Source organism: Streptomyces sp. NPDC059875 (genome assembly GCF_042731085.1).
Taxonomy (GTDB): Bacteria; Actinomycetota; Actinomycetes; order Streptomycetales; family Streptomycetaceae; genus Streptomyces.
The window spans coordinates 103,815-121,147 of record NZ_JBHWJZ010000002.1 but is presented as its reverse complement, the minus strand read 5'-3'; the positions used below and the strand labels follow the sequence as shown (position 1 = coordinate 121,147).

Sequence of the window (17,333 nt, the reverse complement as noted above, 5' to 3'; positions counted from 1 at the left end):
CCGACGCCGGGAAGTCAGAAACCCGTTCGACTCAACTGCGCCCATTCACGCCCCCGTTATCCAGCCGTTCTCCGTATCGCCTCTCCGGCCGCCGCCTAGTCCGCCGTCTCGCTCCAGGCCCACCAGGGCGGCGCGATCCGGCGGCGGTCCTCGCCGGACAGCGGCGCCCCCAGCGGCCCTTCCGCATGCTCGACCTCGGTGAGCAGCGACCTGGTCCGTTCGACGTCGCTCCAGTCCACCTCCACCAGCGCGCCCGCCAGCCGCTGCCACTGCTCGGCGGCGGCGCGCAGCACGCTCTTCGCCCGTCCGTTCCTGCCCATCAGGAACAACACGGCTCCCTGCGCGTGCAGCGCACGCGCGCCGGTGATCGTGCCCGGGGTGTCGCCGTGGGCGGACCGGGCGTCCTCCGAGGACCGTTCGTATGCCGTGAGCGCGTCGCCGAGCACGCTGTCCCGGGCCAAACCGCTCAACTCCAGTCTCACCCGTCCCAGTTGCAGCCACACCTCGGACCGCAGTCCGATGTCCCGCGTCGTGCGGGCGGCCTGTTCCAGGAGGTGGCGGCCCTCGTACAGGTCGGGCAGGAACCCGGCCCGGTGGAAGCGCAGGGCCAGCACGCTGCCGATCAGGATCCTGGCCCGGGCCCGGTCGGGCGCCCCGGCCGGGAGGCGGGTGAGGGCCTCGCGCAGGACGCTCTCGGCCCGGTCGACGGGGGCCTGGCCGGAGGTGGCCGCCGCGCGGCGCATCAGGGACTCGCCCCAGGTCATCAGGATCCGCCCGCGTTGCCCGCTGTCGGCGGGGGCGAGCAGGGTGGCTTCCTCGTAGGCCGTGTCCGCGGCCGCTCCGTCGCCGGCCGTGTCGTAGAGCCGGGCGCGCGCCGTCGTCCAGCGCAGCCGGAGGGCGCTGCCGTCGCCGAGGAGTTCCCCCGCCCGGTCCAGGACGGGGGTGATCTCGGCCGGGTCGGCGCCCGCGAGGTGGAGGGCGTCCGCCAGGTCGAGGAGGGCGGGGCAGCTCTCCCGGAGGGAGAGCGCGGTGGTGAGTTCGGCCGCCGCTCCGGCGCCGTCGCCGCGCGCGAGGAGCAGTCGTCCGCGGCGCAGGTGGAGGGTGTGGTGGTGGGCCTCGGGCCAGTCCGGCACGTCCCCCGCCAGGGCGGTGAGGGCGTCGTCCAGGTGTCGGGGGTCGGCGGTGTGGCGCCACAACCCGTGGTGGACGACGGCCTGTTCGAGCCGGGCCTCGGCCCACTCCGCACCACCCGGCTCGGCGATCCCGCCGACCCGGTCGAGCTCCGTCAGCGCGCGGGTGAGCAGCTCCTGGCGGCGTTCGGTGCCCCGGACGGCGGCGGTGCCGGCCTCCGCGTACAGCACCCGCCCGAGCAGGATCCCGGCCTGGACCGGGTGGTCCGGCTGTGCCGCCTCGGCCTGCTGCCGGGCCCGGATCAGCAGCGAGGGGTCGGACTGGTCGCGCCACTGGTCGAACAGCCGCCGCGCCGCGGCCAGCGGATCGGGGGTGATCAGGTCCGGGTGGTAGAAGCGGAGCACGCGCGCGGGGATGCGGGCGAAGAGTTCGGGTTCCGTGCCCGTGGGGCCGGTGGGCTCGTCGGTCTCCTCCACCGTGCCGGGCGCGGCCGCCGGGTCCTCGTCGGCAGGGTGGCCGGCCAGCCGGGCCGCCGCGAGCGCCGGGAAGTTGCGCATGCCCTGGCCGAAATTGCGTTCCACGTACTCGGAGCAGTGCTTGAGCACGAGCGCGGCGGCGCTGCGGTCGAGGGAGCCGAGGAGGTGCTGCTGGACGCCGGGCGGGTAGCTGAAGCACGGATAGGGGGCGGGGCCGGGCAGCTGCCGCAGCAAGCCGCTGAGCAGGACTTCGGCGAGCTCCATGGGGCCGGTGTCGGGCAGCATGGCGCGCTGCACGAGCTGCATGACGGGAAGGGCGAGCGGGGCGGCGGCGAGGTGGACGGCGAGCCGGAGGGCGCCGGGCGAGGCGCCGGCGCTGAAGGCGCGCAGCAGCTCCTCGTCGCTGCGCGGGGTGCGGGGCCGACCGGGGGCCGCGGTCGGAGCGGAGGTCCGCGGCGCGTCGGGGGCGATCATGGCCGCCCAGCCGCGGACCGCGCCCGAGCCGTGGCCGCCGTGGAGCCGGGCCCAGGAGGCGAACGCCTCGGGTGTGGGCGTGAGCACGGGCACCGCGCGCGTCTCCGCGGCGACCGGCTCCCACGGCTCCTCGTCGGGCTGGAAACCGGTGTGTCCGCCGGGGGACGCGGGGCGCAGCAGGAGTCCCGGCTCGACGGACAGCGCGGTACGGGGCCAGAGCCTCGGGGGCAGTGGCTGGACGAGGGCGAGCGGCGACTGCCGGGGCCACTGGTGGATGAGCCGCTGGGCGGCGCCGCGCTGCCACAGGGGTCCGACGCAGTCGCTGACGATCAGGGTGAGGCGGCGGCCGGTGGGGTCGTGGAGCTGGTCACCGGGGCGCAGCCGGGGCCGTCCGTCGGGTCCCGAGGTGGTGGTGACGAGCGGCGCGCCCTCGCCGGTGTCGTACAGGCGGTGGACCTGGACGTCCCGGAAGGCGCCGGACTGCTGGCAGGCCTGGCGCAGCTCCTCGACCATCCGGGTCCAGACGACCATGGCGGGGCCGGTGTCCATGAGGAGCTGGATGTCGGGGCGGCGCCCCGCGGCCGGGCGCAGGACGAGGGTGAGGATGCCCGCGGCGGCGCTGCGTTCGGCCGTCGCCTCCTCGTCGAGGAGGCCTTCGCCGGGCCGGACCGGGAAGTGGGCGTAGTGGCGCAGCGGGCGGAGCGCCTTCTGGAGGCCGAGCAGTCCGGGCAGGGCGTTGGCACCGGGCGCGCGGACGGGCAGGGCCCTGCCCCGTTCCGTACGTAAGCCGTCGCCGTGGGTCGGGGGGCGGACGTACAGGGAGAGGCCGACGCTGTCGGAGGCGTGGACGGGCCGTGCGTCGTCGTCCGCCGTTCCGGCGCCGACGCGGGTGCGGGTGCCGCGTCCGGGGTCGTGCTCGTCGTCGATCCCCGTACCCGTACGGGGATCGGTGGCATCGCCGCTCTCGTCGATGGCCGGATTTCGCCCCTCCTCCGGCGATTCGGGTCGCCCCGAGTCGGCCGACCGGTCCGCCGACGGATCCGAAGCCGTACCCTCCGCCGGGTCCGGGGACCCGCGCGGCAGCCACTGGGCGAGCCAGACGGCGTCCGCGACCTCCTCGGCGGTGGGGTCCTGGCCACCGGCCCGCAGTCTGCGGGTGAGTTCTTCCAGATGCATCCGGTGCATCCGGCCATCACCTCGGCTGATCGAGCGGCTGCATGAGCATGTCCGCGATGCGTTCCCGGGTCACCCGCTCGGTGCGCGGGGCGTGCTGGGTCAGGTAGATCGCGTTGAGGAGCTGGTCGGTGGCGATGACCTCGCCGGGCTCTCGGTTCAGGAAGCGGCTGACCAGACCCTCTTCGCCGGCTGCGGCGTCGGGCCCGAGATGCGCCTCGATCATGGCGCCCAGCTGCTCCTCGCCCGGCGGTTCGAGCTCCAGGCGGATGCAGCGGCGCAACAGGGCGGCGGGGAAGTCGCGTTCGCCGTTGGAGGTGAGCACGATGAACGGGAAGGTGGAGCAGCGGATCCGGCCGCCCCGCACCGGGACCTTGCGGCCGTCGTCGGTGAGCACCTCGACCACGGGCTCCCGGTCGGCGAGCCGCTCCAGCTCGGGGATGGCGAACTCCCCCTCCTCCAGGGCGTTCAGCAGGTCGTTCGGCAGGTCCAGGTCGCTCTTGTCGAGCTCGTCGATGAGCAGGACCCGAGGCTGCTCGGAGGGGAGCAGCGCGGTGCCGAGCGGCCCGAGCCGGATGTACGAACCGATGCCCGCCGGGGTCGCGGCGGGCACCGTCGACCCGGCCTGGGCGCGCTCCAGCTGGACGTCCTGGAGCCGGCCGATGGCGTCGTAGCGGTAGAGGCCGTCCTGGAGGGTCGAACGGGAGACGATCGGCCAGCGCAGCACCCGGCCGAGGCCCAGTTCGTGGGCGACGGCGTGGGCGAGCGTGGACTTGCCGGTGCCGGGGTTGCCGGTGACCAGGAGCGGCCGGCGCAGATAGAGCGCGGCGTTGACGGCGTCGGTCTCGGCGGGTCGGGGGTGGTGGTTCTGGACCAGGCGGCGGCGCACGCCGAGCCGCCGGTCGGAGCCGGCCAGGGTGTCGTCCGCTCCGCCGGTCGAGAAGTCCCGCCACGGCGGCGGTGCGGGCAACCGCCGTATCTCGTCGTGCGGGTGGCCGGCACCACGGTAGATCCGCCAATCGTTCACGATGGACTCCTCCTGGCTGTGGTGTCATGGCCCGGCCGGTCGAACGTACCGCCCCTGCACAAGGGCTGCCGACGCGGAATCCGGACCATCTGTCCGGCGGTTCGGGGGGTCACCACTCCTCCTCGCCGAGCATCGGCGGGCCCTGGAGCGGATCTTCGTGCGGCGGGCGGTCGGGCGGATCGAACAGAACGGCGAGATGCGCGGCCCAGGCGTGCTCGGAGGGGGCCGGCGGGCCTGCTGCGTCGCCGGTGCGCGGGCCCGCGCCCCCGTCCGCGGCGATGTCCACGTCCCAGGCCGCGTCCGCGTCAGTGCCCGTGTCCGCGTCCCCGTCCGCGTCCGGCGTGGGGTCCCCGTCCGGAGCGTCCATCGCGGCAGCCGCCTCCACATCGGCGGCCAGCCGCTTCCGCAGGGAGATGACGGGCCCGTGCAACCCGTCGGCCGTGCCGGCCTCCACGAGCAGCCGGTCCGCCCGCTCATGGAACTCGGCACAGTCCGTGTGGTCGTGGGAGCCGCTCCGCCACAGGGCGATGGGATGGCCGGCGGCGAGCGCGGCGGCCATCGCCTTGAGGCCGTCACCGCTGCCCACGGGACCGCAGTAGACCGGCACCGAGCCGTCCTCGGCCTCGGAGAGACGTACCCACGCCTGCCTCGGGGACTCGCGGCGGATCCGTGCCGCGTGGACGTCCGGCCCCGCCCCGAGCGCCTCGGCGCGCAGCGGCACTGCCCGCAGCGGCCCCAGACCGGCCGTCCGCCATCGCTTGTACCACTCGGGCGCGGGCGGCCGCTTGTGCCGGCCGGCGTCCCGTATGACGACGATCCGACGCTGTCCGAGGGGCAGTGAGCGTTCGTCGAAGAGCTCGTCGTCGGGCGAGAGCCGCCAGGTGTCGAGGGGTTCGTCGAACAGCTCGCGCGGCAACAGCGCCTCGACGGCGGCCAGGTGCTCGCCGCGGTCGCCCTGGGCCAGCGCCTCCGCGAGGGGCTCGCGCAGGGTGTCGCGGAGCCGCTCGCGCTCGACTCCCCGGTCGTCCCCGTGCAGCGGTCTGATCGTGCGCCCGTCGAAGAGCAGCTTCACCCGCCAGGGGAACCGCCGCCCGTAGGGCGGGGTGTCGATCTCGATCAGGACGTCGGCCCGTGCCCCCTGGTCCCGGGTCGAGCGCGGCGAGACGGGGAGGGTGCGGGTGGTGCGGCCGGCCTTGAGCAGCCCGGCGATCGTCTGGCGGATGACGAGCGGCGTCTCCGCCGCGACGTCGGTGACCCAGTCGGTCAGGCTCTGGATCGCCGCGCTGTCGCCGTGCCGCTCCCTGACGTGCCGGGCGACGGCCGCCGCGTACACGAACACGGCGTTCAGACCGAGGTCGGAGGCCGACTCCTGGTTCGGTTCGTGGAGTTCGTGGAGCAGTCCGACGCCCTCGCGCCAGGTGTGCGGTTCGGCTTCGAGCAAGGGGCGGACGTTCCTGCCCAACGTCAGCTCCCTGACCTCGTCGACGAGGTGCAGCACGTCGCCGGGTCCGGTGGGCGGGGGCAGTTCGGCGAGCCGACCGTAGAGATGGATGCGGCGTCCGGGGTCGAGGCCCTGGGTGGTCGGGGGCCGGTGCCGGAGCTGCGCCCTGGTCCAGTCGGGCTCGCCGGAGAGCGAGCGGAAGCGGTCGAAGTGGTGCCGGTCGTGCTCCCGGATGACCTCGGAGAGCAGCGCGCCGCCCCGTGCCCGGTACAGCTGGCGCAGGGAGGTGATCGGAACGGCGGCGCCTTCCGTCGCGCCGCGTCCCTTGTTGAGCCCGACGACGGCCGCGCGGTTCAGGTCGACCACGGGGCCGCCGGAGAGTCCCTCCACGGGCTGTGTCCCGCGCAGCAGGAGGGCCTCGCCGTCGACGCCGTGGACCTCGCCGACGGCTTCGCGGATCCCGAGCCGGCCGGTCTCCCGGGACCAACCGTGCAGACCGACCGGGACGGGCTCGGCGATGACGGGCATGCGCTCGCTCAGCCGTACGCAGCTCGCGTCCCGGGCATCGGGGACGCGGACGAGCGCGAGGTCCGGGAAGTCCCAGCGGTCCAGGGTCTGTTCGGGCAGGGCGGGCCGCGGCTTGGCCAGGGCGACCTCGCCGGTCGTCACGCCGCCGTCCCAGACGATGCCGACGGCCCGCTCGCCTCTCCACACCGCGCTTCCCCCCTTTGCCACGACGTGGGCGCAGGTCAGCACCCAGCCGGGGGCGATGAAGAAGCCGGTGCCCCAGTACCGGTCGCCGTGCGGGTCATACCCGTCTCCGGGAGCCGCGATACGTACCAGTGCGGGGCGCACGAGGGATTCGAAGGCGCTCATACGGCGCCATCGGCCGCCGGTCGGTGGTGCGGACCGGTGTCGGGGGCCGGCGCGGGCGCGGGCACCGGAGCGGACGCGGGCGCCGTGGCCGGGGTGTCCGGGTCGGGGGCGGGGGTCGGGCCCGGTTCGGTCCAGGTCAGGGAGACCGAGATCGACGCCGTGCCGCCGCCGTCCGCGAGGACCCCGATCACCTTGCCGGCCTGCGCGGACAGTTCGATGCCGAAGCTGACGGCGACCTCGACCGGTGCCTGCGGGTCGAGTCCGGCCCGCAGCGAGCCGACGACCCCGCGCACGACGTCGGTGAGTCCGCCGGCCATCGAGACGACCCGGTCGCCGATGCCGGTGTCCTGGAAGCCGCTGCCCCGGCCCAGTTCGTCCGGCTCGCTGATCCGGGCCCAGACCGGCGTCCCGTCGTCCAGTCGTATACGAGCGATCCCATGCGTCACAGCGGCCCCCCGCTCCCCGAAACGATGATGAAGAAGGCTAATCGCTGGCACCGACGAGCGCGAGGGGCCCGTCAGGCCCACGGCCTATCCTGATCGCATGTACTTCACTGACCGTGGCATCGAGGAACTGGAGAAGCGGCGCGGCGAGGAGGAGATCTCCTTCGAGTGGCTCGCCGAGCAGCTGCGTACGTTCGTCGATCTCAACCCCGACTTCGAGGTGCCGGTCGAGCGCCTCGCGACCTGGCTGGCCCGTCTGGACGACGAGGACGAGGACGAGTGACGTCGGGCAACGCCCCGTTCTCGGGTCACTGACCGCGCAGTTCCCGGGTCACCGACCCGCGCAGGCGGTCGTACGCGAGCCCCAGGGCGCCGTGCGCGACGAGCAGCGCCCCGGCGGTCGCCCAGCCGCCGCTGCGGCGGCCGATGCCCCAGGCGAGCAGCGGCACACCCGCCCCGAGCTGGACCGCGCCGAGCAGCCGGGCCTTGGGGCCGCGCAGGTACGGGCCGTAGGGGCCGCCCTCCACCGCGTCGAGTTCGGCGCGTACGGCGTCGCGCCAGCCGGACCACTCGAGCTGTTCGGCGCCCTGCGCCAGGGCCACCGAGCGGAGCCGGTCGGCGCTCTCGCCCGGGGTGAGCCCGGTGGGCAGGTGGAGGCCCGTCCGGGCGAGGACCGCGGTCAGGCCGATGAGCCTGGAGTGCGCGTCGGCGTCCTTGTCGGGTTCGGTGAGCGGCTCCAGGGCCTGGAGATCCAGGACGGGGTCGAGGGCGAGGCGGGCCGCGAAGGTACGCATGGCCTCGTCCTCGCCGACCGGGGTGCCGTCGGCGAGCCAGGTGTAGCCGACGGTGCGGCGGAATCCCGCGGCGAGGGTGAATCCGGCCCGGTCCGCCTCCCACCAGAGCGCGAGGACGGGCCAGGTGGCGGCGGAGACGGCCAGCGCGGTGGCCCAGCCGGTGACGACCCGTTCGACGGGTTCGCCGCCGTGGAGCCAGGGCTTTCCCTCCGGGACGACGACGCTCCAGTCCGTTCCGGCCGGGGCGAGGAGCAGCTGTTCCCGCAGCAGCTGGGCCGGCGGGCGGACCGCGGCGGGCTCGGCACGGCAGAGCAGCAGCGCCCCGACGGGGCGCGGTCCGGATGTCGCGTTCATGGCCCATACGCTAGGCCAATTTGTCCAGGTACGAGGGTGAATGCCCCCGCGAGCCATCGAGGAACGGGGGTTGACTTCCCCGCACCGCGATATATCGTGTCTATCGAGAGACGCGATATGTTGCGTCGTCGAAACGGGAGGTCAGCACGATGACAGAGTGGTCCGTGGCCGAGCCGACGAAACTCGCGCTGACCGATCCCGTGACGTGCCTCCGGGTCCGTGTCGTCAACGGCACGGTGAACGTGGTGGGCACCGACGAGAGCGCCGCCCGCCTGGAGGTCTCCGCGATCGCGGGCCCGCCGCTCACCGTCACGCAGGAGGGCTCGACGCTGACCGTCACCTATGACGACCTGCACTGGAAGGGCTTCCTCAAGTGGTTCGACCGCCTGGGACTCCGCCGCCGGGCCGTCGTCTCGGTGGCCGTCCCGGCCGGCACGGACGTCGAGGTGGGCGTGATCGGGGCCGGCGCGGTGATCTCCGGCATCAAGGGGCGTACGGACGTCCAGGGCGTCACGGGTGACACCACCCTGGTCGGGCTCTCCGGCCCGGTCCGCGCGGAGAGCATCTCCGGCTCCTTCGAGGCCCACACCGTCACGGGCGCGCTGCGGGTCAACACGGTGAGCGGCGATCTGACCGTCATCGACGGTTCCGGCTCCTCCGTGAAGGCCGACACGATCAGCGGGGACATGGTGATCGACCTCGACGCCGGCGAGCCGGCAGGACCGCCCGCCGACATCCGCCTGAGCAGCGTCTCCGGCGAGATCGCGCTCCGGATTCCGCACCCGGCGGACGCCGAGGTCGAGGCCAGCACCACGAGCGGCGCCGTCTCCAACGCCTTCGAGGACCTGCGGGTCACCGGGCAGTGGGGCACGAAGAGCATCACCGGCACGCTCGGCGACGGCCGCGGCAAGCTCAAGGCCACGACGGTCTCCGGCTCGATCGCCCTCCTGCGCCGCCCGGACCCGGCCACGTCCGACGACTTCGAAGCCACCTCCTCCGGAAAGGTGCTGTGACATGCCGCCCGTCTTCGCCCACGGCCGACTGCGCCTCTATCTGCTCAAGCTCCTCGACGAGGCCCCCCGCCACGGGTACGAGGTGATCCGGCTCCTGGAGGAGCGCTTCCAGGGGCTCTACGCCCCCTCGGCCGGCACGGTCTATCCGCGGCTCGCCAAGCTGGAGGCCGAGGGCCTGGTCACGCACGCCACGGAGGGCGGCCGCAAGGTCTACTCGATCACCGACGCGGGCCGCGCGGAGCTGGCCGGACGCGGCGGCGAACTGGCCGATCTGGAGCTGGAGATCCGCGAGTCGGTCTCCGAGCTCGCCGCCGAGATCCGCGACGACGTGCGCGGGGCGGCGGGCAAGCTGCGCAGCGAGATGCGCGCGGCGGCGAGCGAGACCCGGCAGAAGGACTCCTCGTTCGCCGACGCCAAGGAGGAGCTGCGCCGCGCCAAGCAGGAGTGGCGGGAGCAGACCCGCCAGGCCCGCGCGGAGGCCCAGTCGGCGCGCCGCCAGGCCAAGGAGTTCCAGCGGATCGCCAAGCAGGTCCAGGACGAGGTCCAGGACCGCTTCGCGCGCGGCGACTGGCCGAAGGGCGTCTGGGAAGGCATCTCGGACATCACGGCCCAGCTGGGCGGCCTGGTCACCGGCACGACGCACCCCAAGGCGGCGGCGCCCGACCCGACGGCGCCGGCGGCCTCCGACGAGGCCGCCTCGGAGTGGGCCGCCGACACCGAGTCCACCGGCGACCCGGCCCGTGATCTCGACCGGCTCCTGGACCGCTTCCGCGACGACATCCGCGATGCGGCCCGCGACCACGGGGTGACCGCGGCGCAGCTGGCGGACTCCCGCCGCCACCTGTCCACGGCGGCGACGCACATCACCGCGCTGCTGCACCCGCACAAGGGGAAGCAGGCCGGCTGATCCGCCCCGGGGCCGGTCCGTGTCGGGTGGCCGTCCGTGCCGGGGCTGCCACCCCGCCACGGACGGCGCCGTGCGCGCCCTCAGCCCCGGGTGACGGTGACCGTCACCCGGGCTCCCGGCGCCGCCACCACCCAGGCCCGACCCGCGTCCTTGCGGAGCACGACCGCCTTCCCCCGGGCCGCCACCTGCCAGGCGCCCGGGGGAAGGGACAGCTCCGTCACCCGGGAGCCGCGCCGCCCGGAGTCGTACTCCAGGCGGTAGACCCCGGTCCCGGAGTCGTACGCGGAGGAGCGGACCGCGCCCGCGACGGCCTCCGCGTACGGCTGCGCCGTCAGCTCCTTGTTCGTACGGAAGGTCCCGGCGCCGTCCACCGCGCAGTACCCGCCGCCGTAGCACCACACATAGCCGGCCCACCCGCTGCCGTACCGGCCTAGGGAGGCCATCGCGTCCCGGTAGAAGCGGTTCATGTTCGGCAGGGAGTTGTTGAGCGGCCCCCACTCCCCCACGAGCACCGGGACCTTGTACTCCTTCGGGTACCGGGTCACGGCCTGTTCGTACGTCTCGATCCAGCCGGCCGCCGGGTCGTAGTCGGCGCCCGCCTCCATGGCGGTGTTGTAGAAGTGCGGGGCGTAGACGACCTTCGGGTCGTCGATCCGCCCGAGCCCCGTCGGCACGCCCTCGCCGACGATCGGCGTGGGCTCGACGAAGACCCAGGTGTCCCGGTCCACTGAGCGGACCGCGTCCGCGAGCCGGTTGTACATCGGCGTCAGATGGTCACGTTCGATCCGCCGGGCTGCGGTCGGCAGGTCCTCGCCCTCGCCGAGCTCGCCCATCGGTTCGTTGATCAGGTCGTAGCCGAGGACGGCCGGATGGTCCTCGAAACGGTCGGCGAGGACACGCCACATCCTCGCCTGGGCGCGCCGCAGGTCCTCGTCCTCGTAGAGATGGGTGAAGGCGCGCTGCACTGCCGGCTCGAAGTACTCGGCGAACCAGTCGTCGGGGTGCGGGGTGAAGGGCAGCCCGTCCGTCCTGGTCGCCCACTCGGGCACGCCCCGGTGGCCGAACGCCGGCCCGAAGACGTCCTGATGGGCGTCGATGAGGACGTGGACGTCGTACTTCTCCGCCCAGTCCAGGATGCGCTCGATCTTCCGCAGATAGGCCTGGCTGTACCGGCCCTGTTCCGGCTCCAGGTCGTCCCAGAAGACGAGCAGCCGGGCGAAGTTGAAGCCCTTGGCGCGCATGTCGCGGAAGTGCCGTTCGGTGACGGCGGACAGGGCCTGGTCGCCGCGGTTCGCCTTGTCCTCGACGTTCCAGCCGCGCAGGGTGAGGGCGCGGCCGCGTTCGTCGGTGAGGACGGGTATGCCGCCCGGGCTCTCGGCGTGGGCGGCGCCGGTCGGGGCGAGGAGCGCGGCGACAACGGCGCCCGCGGCAAGGGTCGTTCGCAACAAGGGAACCTCCGGCACGACGGTGTGATCGCAGTGCCGGAGATCCCATCAGCAGATCTGACGATCCATCAAGAGGTCGTCAGGACGATCTTCCCGAAGAGTTCGCCCGAGGCCATCTTCTCGAAGCCCTCACGCGCCCGGTCCAGCGGCAGCACCTCGTCGATCACCGGCCGTACGCCCGTGGCGGCGCAGAAGGACAGCAGGTCCTCCAGCTCGTCCTTCGAGCCCATGGTCGAGCCGACGACCTTGAGCTCCAGGAAGAAGATCCGGGTCAGCTCGGCGTGCGAGGGGCGGTCGCCGCTGGTGGCTCCCGAGATGACCACGGTGCCGCCGGGCCGGAGCGACTTGACCGAGTGCGACCAGGTGGCGGCGCCGACGGTCTCGATGACGGCGTCCACGCGCTTCGGGAGCCGCGCGCCCGGCTCGTACGCCTCCACGGCGCCCAGCTCGACGGCGCGCTTGCGCTTGGCCTCGTCGCGACTGGTGGCGAAGACGCGCAGGCCGGCGGCCTTGCCGAGCACGATCGCGGCGGTGGCGACGCCGCCGCCCGCGCCCTGCACGAGGATCGAGTCACCGGGGCGCACCCCGGCGTTGGTGAAGAGCATGCGGTACGCGGTGAGCCAGGCGGTCGGGAGGCAGGCGGCCTCCTCGAACGAGAGCTCCTTGGGCTTGGGGAGCACGTTCCAGGACGGCACGGTGACGCGCTCGGCGAAGGTGCCCTGGTAGCGCTCGGTCAGGATGGAGCGCGGCTCGTCGGGACCCACTCCGTGTCCGGTCTGGCCGATGACGGAGTGCAGGACGACCTCGTTGCCGTGCTCGTCGATGCCGGCGGCGTCGCAGCCGAGGATCATCGGCAGCTTCTCCTCGGGTAGCCCGACCCCGCGCAGCGACCACAGGTCGTGGTGGTTGAGGGAGGCGGCCTTGACGGTGACGGTGGTCCACCCGTCCCGCACCTCGGGCTCGGGCCGTTCCCCCAGCTCAAGGCCGTTCAACGGCTGGTCGCGGTCGATTCGGGCGGCGTAGGCAGCGAACATGACCATGAGCGTAGGGTCACCCACCCGCGCGACGGAACCAGGCGCTGCTGTGACGCACGTCCCCCCTCCTTTTTGGCGCTCGGTTCGCCTCCGGGCGCCCCGTGCGGGCGTCGACGGTCGATCGTGCTCGGTCCCTCGTTCCTCGGGACCTGCGCGTTCTCCCTTTCGACGCCCGCGGCGCCCTTCGGCTCACTCGCGAGGCCCCTGGGGGCAATGCAAGAAGGGCCCCGCCCTCGCAAGGAGGACGGGGCCCTTGTCTGCGTACCGGCGTGTCAGCGGCGCGCCACGCCCTCGGCGCGGGCCGCGGCGGCCACGGCGGCCGCGACGGCCGGGGCGACGCGCTCGTCGAACGGCGACGGGATCACGCAGTCGGCGGCGAGCTGGTCGCCCACCACGTCCGCGATCGCGTTCGCCGCGGCGATCTTCATACCCTCGGTGATCCGGGAGGCCCGGACCTGGAGGGCGCCCGCGAAGATGCCGGGGAAGGCGAGCACGTTGTTGATCTGGTTCGGGTAGTCCGAACGGCCGGTCGCCACGACGGACGCGTACTTGTGCGCGACGTCGGGGTGGACCTCCGGGTTCGGGTTGGCCATGGCGAACACGAACGCGTTCGGCGCCATGGACGCGACCGCGGCCTCCGGGACCGTACCGCCGGAGACGCCGATGAAGACGTCCGCGCCGGCCAGCGCGGTCTCCAGGGAGCCGGTGAGGCCCGCCTTGTTCGTGAGCTCGGCGATCTCGCGCTTGACCTCGGTGAGGTCCTCACGGTCGCGGCTCACGATGCCCTTGCGGTCCGCGACGGCCACGTCGCCCAGCCCCGCCTCGAGGAGGAACTTGGCGATGGCCACACCGGCCGCACCGGCGCCGGAGATGACGGCGCGCAGGTCACCGAGGGTCCGGCCGGTCAGCTTCGCCGCGTTGCGGAGGGCGGCGAGGGTGACGATCGCGGTGCCGTGCTGGTCGTCGTGGAAGACGGGGATGTCGAGGCGCTCCTGGAGCTTGCGCTCGATCTCGAAGCACCGCGGCGCCGAGATGTCCTCCAGGTTCACTCCTCCGAAGGAGGGGGCGAGCCGGACGACGGTCTCCACGATCTCGTCGGTGTCGGTGGTGGCGAGCGCGATCGGCACCGCGTCCACGCCGCCGAACTGCTTGAAGAGGATGGCTTTCCCCTCCATGACCGGAAGCGACGCCTCCGGGCCGATGTCGCCGAGTCCGAGCACCGCCGTACCGTCGGTCACGACCGCGACGACCTGGGACTTCCAGGTGTAGTCGTGGACCAGTTCCGGCTGCTCGGCAATCGCGGTGCACACCTTGGCGACGCCGGGCGTGTACGCGAGGGACAGGTCGTCCTTGTCGCGCAGCGGCACCGTGGCCGAGATGGCCATCTTGCCGCCGCGGTGCAGCGCGAAGGCCGGATCGAAGGGCTCCTGAGCCCCTTCCGTACCGCTCTCGCTGCGAGGATTGACGATCTCCGCTGCCATTGGGTTGACCCCTTAAGTCTTCTTCATTTGAGGGTGGCCACTCCTTGTTGAGGAGGGGTGGGCGGGTCCCGCAGTCGCCGTGTCTGGCAACCGCGCGGGCGCGCCGCACAACGCGCCCTGAGCCCCGGATGAGGGGTGTAAGGATCCTTCTTACCGGACGTACGTCACCGTAGACGAGTCCAATACGGAGCGGTGATGCGACTCATACAGCCGCATTGGCACCTTGCGCAGAGCAGGCGCGTCGCCGCATGTCCGGATACGTTCGGTCGTACACCGGAACGTGGAGTTCGTGTCGTCCGGATGGCGAGATCAACCGGAGATTTTCCGGTGGGATGGAGGCTTCTCGAGAGAAGGTCCGGCCTTGATCTACCGGCCTGTCGGGATTCGGGGGTCACCCGTTACCCGATTTTGACATGAGAGGCCGTCCGTTTCAGGAGGTCCGAATGGCAAGATGCGCGTAATCACACGAGGTCGCGACACCCGAAGGTGCGTGCGCGGCCTATGGCAACTCCCTCACACGCCGGAGGAACCCGACCATGACCGCACGCTCCACGCGCTGTACGACCGCCGCCAAGACCCGTACGTCCCGTCTTGCCGCGGTCGCCGCCATCGCGGTCGCCGGCTCCATGCTGCTGACCGCCTGCGGCGACCAGACCGAGGGCGGCTCCACCCCCGAGGGCGGCAAGACCGGTGCCGTCTCCAACGCTCCGCTCTTCTCCAAGCTGCCCGCCGACATCCAGAAGGCCGGCGTCATCAAGGTGGGCACGGACGCCACGTACGCCCCGATGGAGTTCAAGGAGGGCGCGAAGATCGTCGGTGTCGACCCCGACATCGCCGCGGCCCTGTCCAAGCAGCTCGGCGTGAACTTCGAGTTCACCAGCGGCACCTTCGACACCCTGCTGACCGCGCTGCCGACCGGTCGTACGGACATCGTGATGTCCTCGATGACCGACACCAAGGCCCGCCAGGAGGGTCTGGACGACAAGGGCCAGAAGACCGGTACCGGTGTCGACTTCGTCGACTACTTCACCGCCTCCACCGGCATCCTGGTGAAGAAGGGCAACCCGGAGAACATCAAGTCCCTCGACGACCTGTGCGGCAAGAAGCTCGCCGTCCAGCGGGGCACGACGTACGAGCAGGCCGCCAAGGACCAGGCCGAGAAGTGCAAGAAGGACGGCAAGCCCGCCCTCACCTTCGAGTCCTTCCCGACCGACGCCGAGGCCCAGACCCGCGTCAAGGCGGGCGGCGCCGTCGCCGACCTGAACGACTCGCCGGTCGCCGCGTACATCGCGAAGACCGCGGGCGGCGGCAACGACTTCGAGGCCATCGCCAACAAGACGGACGCCGGCCTCTTCGGCATCGCCGTCGACAAGAAGAACACCCAGCTGCGCGACGCGCTCAAGGAAGCCCTCGACGCGATCATCAAGGACGGCACCTACAAGGCCGCCCTGGACAAGTGGGGTGCCGCCGACGGCGCCATCCCCGCAGCCAAGATCAACGGCGGCTCCTGACTCCCACGTACCACTGAAGGGCAGTCGTTGTGACTGACAAGTTCGACAAGGTTCCCGCCGGGGCGTCGCCCGCCCCGGCGGGGGTCCCGCCGGAGGCCATCAAAGCCATTCCGGTCCGCCACTACGGACGCTGGGTCGCCGGCGTGGTCGTGGTCGCGTTGCTGGCACTCCTCGTCTACGCCTTCTCCCAGGGCAACGTGCGCTGGGCCACCGTGCCCGAGAAGCTGTTCGACCCCAGCATCCTGTCCGGCCTGGGCAACACCATCCTGATCAGCGTCGCCTCCATGGCGCTGGGCCTGGCGCTCGGCGTGCTCTTCGCCGTCATGCGCCTGTCGAAGAACCCGGTGACCAGCTCCGTCGCCTGGCTCTACATCTGGATCTTCCGCGGCACCCCGGTCTACGTACAGCTGCTGATCTGGTTCAACCTCGCCCTGATCTTCCCGATCTTCAACATCGGGTTCTACAAGGACGAGATGACCGACGTCATGACCCCGTTCCTGGCCGCCCTCCTCGGGCTCGGCCTGAACGAGGGCGCCTACATGGCCGAGATCGTCCGGGCCGGCATCCAGTCGGTCGACGAAGGCCAGACCGAGGCCTCCCACGCGCTGGGCATGAGCCAGGCCAAGACCATGCGGCGCGTGGTACTCCCCCAGTCGATGCGGGTGATCATCCCGCCGACCGGGAACGAGTTCATCAACATGCTCAAGACCTCCTCCCTGGTCGTGGCCGTGCAGTACCCCGACCTGCTGCGCGCCGCGCAGGACATCGCCTCGACCTCCTTCGCGGTCATGGAGATGTTCTTCCTCGCCTCGATCTGGTACCTGATCCTGACCAGCGTGTTCAGCGTCGGCCAGTTCTACCTCGAGCGGCACTACGCCCGCGGCTCGCTGCGCGCGCTGCCGCCCACGCCGTGGCAGAAGGTCAAGGCGAACCTCGCCCGATTCTCCAACCGTGAGGCGGTGGCCAAGTGACTGCCATGGTGAAGGCCGAGGGCGTCCACAAGTCCTACGGCCCCGCGCACATCCTCAAGGGCATCGACCTCGAGGTGAACAACGGCGAGGTGTTCTGCCTGATCGGCCCGTCCGGTTCCGGCAAGTCCACCTTCCTGCGGTGCATCAACCACCTCGAGAAGATCAACTCCGGACGGCTCTACGTCGACGGCGAACTCGTCGGCTACCGCCAAAAGGGCGACAAGCTCTACGAGCTGAAGGACAGCGAGGTCGCCGCCCAGCGCCGCGACATCGGCATGGTCTTCCAGCGCTTCAACCTCTTCCCCCACATGACGGCCCTGGCCAACGTCATGGAAGCCCCCATCCAGGTCAAGGGCGAGTCCCGGGCCGTCGCCCGCGAGCGGGCCGAGCGGCTCCTGGACCGGGTCGGCCTGGCCGACAAGGCCGGGAACTACCCCACCCAGCTCTCCGGCGGCCAGCAGCAGCGCGTCGCCATCGCCCGCGCACTGGCGATGGAACCCAAGCTGATGCTCTTCGACGAGCCCACCTCCGCGCTCGACCCCGAGCTCGTCGGTGACGTCCTCGACGTCATGCGCGACCTCGCCGAATCCGGCATGACCATGGTCGTCGTCACCCACGAAATGGGCTTCGCCCGCGAAGTCGGCGACAACCTCGTCTTCATGGACGGCGGCGTCGTGGTCGAGTCGGGCCACCCGCGCGACGTCCTGACCAACCCGCAGCACGACCGGACGAAGGCATTCCTGTCCAAGGTGCTGTAACAGGCAGTACGAACGCGGAGGGGC

14 protein-coding genes are annotated in these 17,333 nt (G+C 72.2%); 6 read left to right on the top strand and 8 right to left on the bottom strand.

Annotated features, from left to right (window positions below; all coding sequences use genetic code 11):
• Positions 1-95 precede the first annotated feature (95 nt).
• From ACFV9D_RS02520 to ACFV9D_RS02505, 4 genes are all read right to left on the bottom strand, one after another.
• Complete coding sequence (locus tag ACFV9D_RS02520) at positions 96-3,266, bottom strand: SAV_2336 N-terminal domain-related protein (protein ID WP_385139704.1); 3,171 nt, start codon at positions 3,264-3,266, stop codon at positions 96-98.
• Positions 3,267-3,273: 7 nt separating this feature from the next.
• Positions 3,274-4,281 (bottom strand): AAA family ATPase, encoded by a 1,008-nt coding sequence (locus ACFV9D_RS02515; RefSeq protein ID WP_385139701.1) that lies wholly within the window; start codon positions 4,279-4,281, stop codon positions 3,274-3,276.
• A gap of 109 nt (positions 4,282-4,390) precedes the next feature.
• A complete protein-coding gene (locus ACFV9D_RS02510) occupies positions 4,391-6,598 on the bottom strand; it encodes a trypsin-like peptidase domain-containing protein (RefSeq protein ID WP_385139698.1) in 2,208 nt (735 codons plus the stop codon).
• The gene (locus ACFV9D_RS02505) at positions 6,595-7,044 is read right to left on the bottom strand and encodes a CU044_2847 family protein (protein ID WP_385139695.1); all 450 of its coding nucleotides are present in this window, start codon (positions 7,042-7,044) and stop codon (positions 6,595-6,597) included. The genes ACFV9D_RS02510 and ACFV9D_RS02505 overlap by 4 nt, the downstream gene beginning before the upstream one ends.
• 97 nt (positions 7,045-7,141) lie before the next feature.
• Here ACFV9D_RS02505 and ACFV9D_RS02500 point away from each other — a divergent pair, with 97 nt between their 5' ends.
• A complete protein-coding gene (locus ACFV9D_RS02500; RefSeq protein WP_385139692.1) occupies positions 7,142-7,324 on the top strand; it encodes a DUF6104 family protein in 183 nt (60 codons plus the stop codon).
• A gap of 25 nt (positions 7,325-7,349) precedes the next feature.
• On the opposite strand, the gene ACFV9D_RS02495 is transcribed toward ACFV9D_RS02500, so the two are convergent.
• Positions 7,350-8,189: a hypothetical protein gene (locus ACFV9D_RS02495; protein ID WP_385139689.1), complete on the bottom strand. Its 840-nt coding sequence runs from the start codon at positions 8,187-8,189 to the stop codon at positions 7,350-7,352.
• A gap of 149 nt (positions 8,190-8,338) precedes the next feature.
• Here ACFV9D_RS02495 and ACFV9D_RS02490 point away from each other — a divergent pair, with 149 nt between their 5' ends.
• A complete protein-coding gene (locus ACFV9D_RS02490; RefSeq protein WP_385139686.1) occupies positions 8,339-9,202 on the top strand; it encodes a DUF4097 domain-containing protein in 864 nt (287 codons plus the stop codon).
• 1 nt (position 9,203) lies between these two features.
• Positions 9,204-10,109, top strand: a complete 906-nt coding sequence (locus tag ACFV9D_RS02485) for a helix-turn-helix transcriptional regulator (protein WP_385139683.1) — start codon at positions 9,204-9,206, stop codon at positions 10,107-10,109.
• An 80-nt stretch (positions 10,110-10,189) separates the two neighbouring features.
• On the opposite strand, the gene ACFV9D_RS02480 is transcribed toward ACFV9D_RS02485, so the two are convergent.
• From ACFV9D_RS02480 to ACFV9D_RS02470, 3 genes are all read right to left on the bottom strand, one after another.
• Positions 10,190-11,557 carry a cellulase family glycosylhydrolase gene (locus tag ACFV9D_RS02480; protein WP_385139680.1) on the bottom strand — a complete coding sequence of 456 codons (1,368 nt, stop codon included), beginning with the start codon at positions 11,555-11,557 and terminating at the stop codon, positions 10,190-10,192.
• 65 nt (positions 11,558-11,622) lie between these two features.
• The gene (locus tag ACFV9D_RS02475; protein WP_385139678.1) at positions 11,623-12,588 is read right to left on the bottom strand and encodes a zinc-binding dehydrogenase; all 966 of its coding nucleotides are present in this window, start codon (positions 12,586-12,588) and stop codon (positions 11,623-11,625) included.
• A 272-nt stretch (positions 12,589-12,860) separates the two neighbouring features.
• Complete coding sequence (locus ACFV9D_RS02470) at positions 12,861-14,069, bottom strand: NADP-dependent malic enzyme (RefSeq protein ID WP_385139676.1); 1,209 nt, start codon at positions 14,067-14,069, stop codon at positions 12,861-12,863.
• Between the two features lie 536 nt (positions 14,070-14,605).
• Here ACFV9D_RS02470 and ACFV9D_RS02465 point away from each other — a divergent pair.
• Genes ACFV9D_RS02465 through ACFV9D_RS02455 form a run of 3 tightly spaced genes read left to right on the top strand, consistent with a single transcriptional unit; the run spans position 14,606 to position 17,309 of the window.
• Positions 14,606-15,580, top strand: coding sequence for an ABC transporter substrate-binding protein (locus tag ACFV9D_RS02465; protein WP_385139673.1), 975 nt, complete (start codon positions 14,606-14,608; stop codon positions 15,578-15,580).
• A gap of 29 nt (positions 15,581-15,609) precedes the next feature.
• Positions 15,610-16,551 (top strand): amino acid ABC transporter permease, encoded by a 942-nt coding sequence (locus ACFV9D_RS02460; RefSeq protein WP_385139670.1) that lies wholly within the window; start codon positions 15,610-15,612, stop codon positions 16,549-16,551.
• The gene (locus tag ACFV9D_RS02455) at positions 16,548-17,309 is read left to right on the top strand and encodes an amino acid ABC transporter ATP-binding protein (protein ID WP_385139667.1); all 762 of its coding nucleotides are present in this window, start codon (positions 16,548-16,550) and stop codon (positions 17,307-17,309) included. Before ACFV9D_RS02460 ends, ACFV9D_RS02455 begins: the two co-directional genes overlap by 4 nt.
• Positions 17,310-17,333 lie beyond the last annotated feature (24 nt).

Excerpts from the sequence above, each read along its gene's own strand:
- ACFV9D_RS02510 (WP_385139698.1), bottom strand. The coding sequence starts at position 6,598 with ATGAGCGCCTTCGAATCCCTCGTGCGCCCCGCACTGGTACGTATCGCG.
- ACFV9D_RS02485 (WP_385139683.1), top strand. The coding sequence starts at position 9,204 with ATGCCGCCCGTCTTCGCCCACGGCCGACTGCGCCTCTATCTGCTCAAG.
- ACFV9D_RS02490 (WP_385139686.1), top strand. The coding sequence starts at position 8,339 with ATGACAGAGTGGTCCGTGGCCGAGCCGACGAAACTCGCGCTGACCGAT.
- ACFV9D_RS02470 (WP_385139676.1), bottom strand. The coding sequence starts at position 14,069 with ATGGCAGCGGAGATCGTCAATCCTCGCAGCGAGAGCGGTACGGAAGGG.
- ACFV9D_RS02465 (WP_385139673.1), top strand. The coding sequence starts at position 14,606 with ATGACCGCACGCTCCACGCGCTGTACGACCGCCGCCAAGACCCGTACG.
- ACFV9D_RS02495 (WP_385139689.1), bottom strand. The coding sequence starts at position 8,189 with ATGAACGCGACATCCGGACCGCGCCCCGTCGGGGCGCTGCTGCTCTGC.
- ACFV9D_RS02520 (WP_385139704.1), bottom strand. The coding sequence starts at position 3,266 with ATGCACCGGATGCATCTGGAAGAACTCACCCGCAGACTGCGGGCCGGT.
- ACFV9D_RS02500 (WP_385139692.1), top strand. The coding sequence starts at position 7,142 with ATGTACTTCACTGACCGTGGCATCGAGGAACTGGAGAAGCGGCGCGGC.
- ACFV9D_RS02475 (WP_385139678.1), bottom strand. The coding sequence starts at position 12,588 with ATGTTCGCTGCCTACGCCGCCCGAATCGACCGCGACCAGCCGTTGAAC.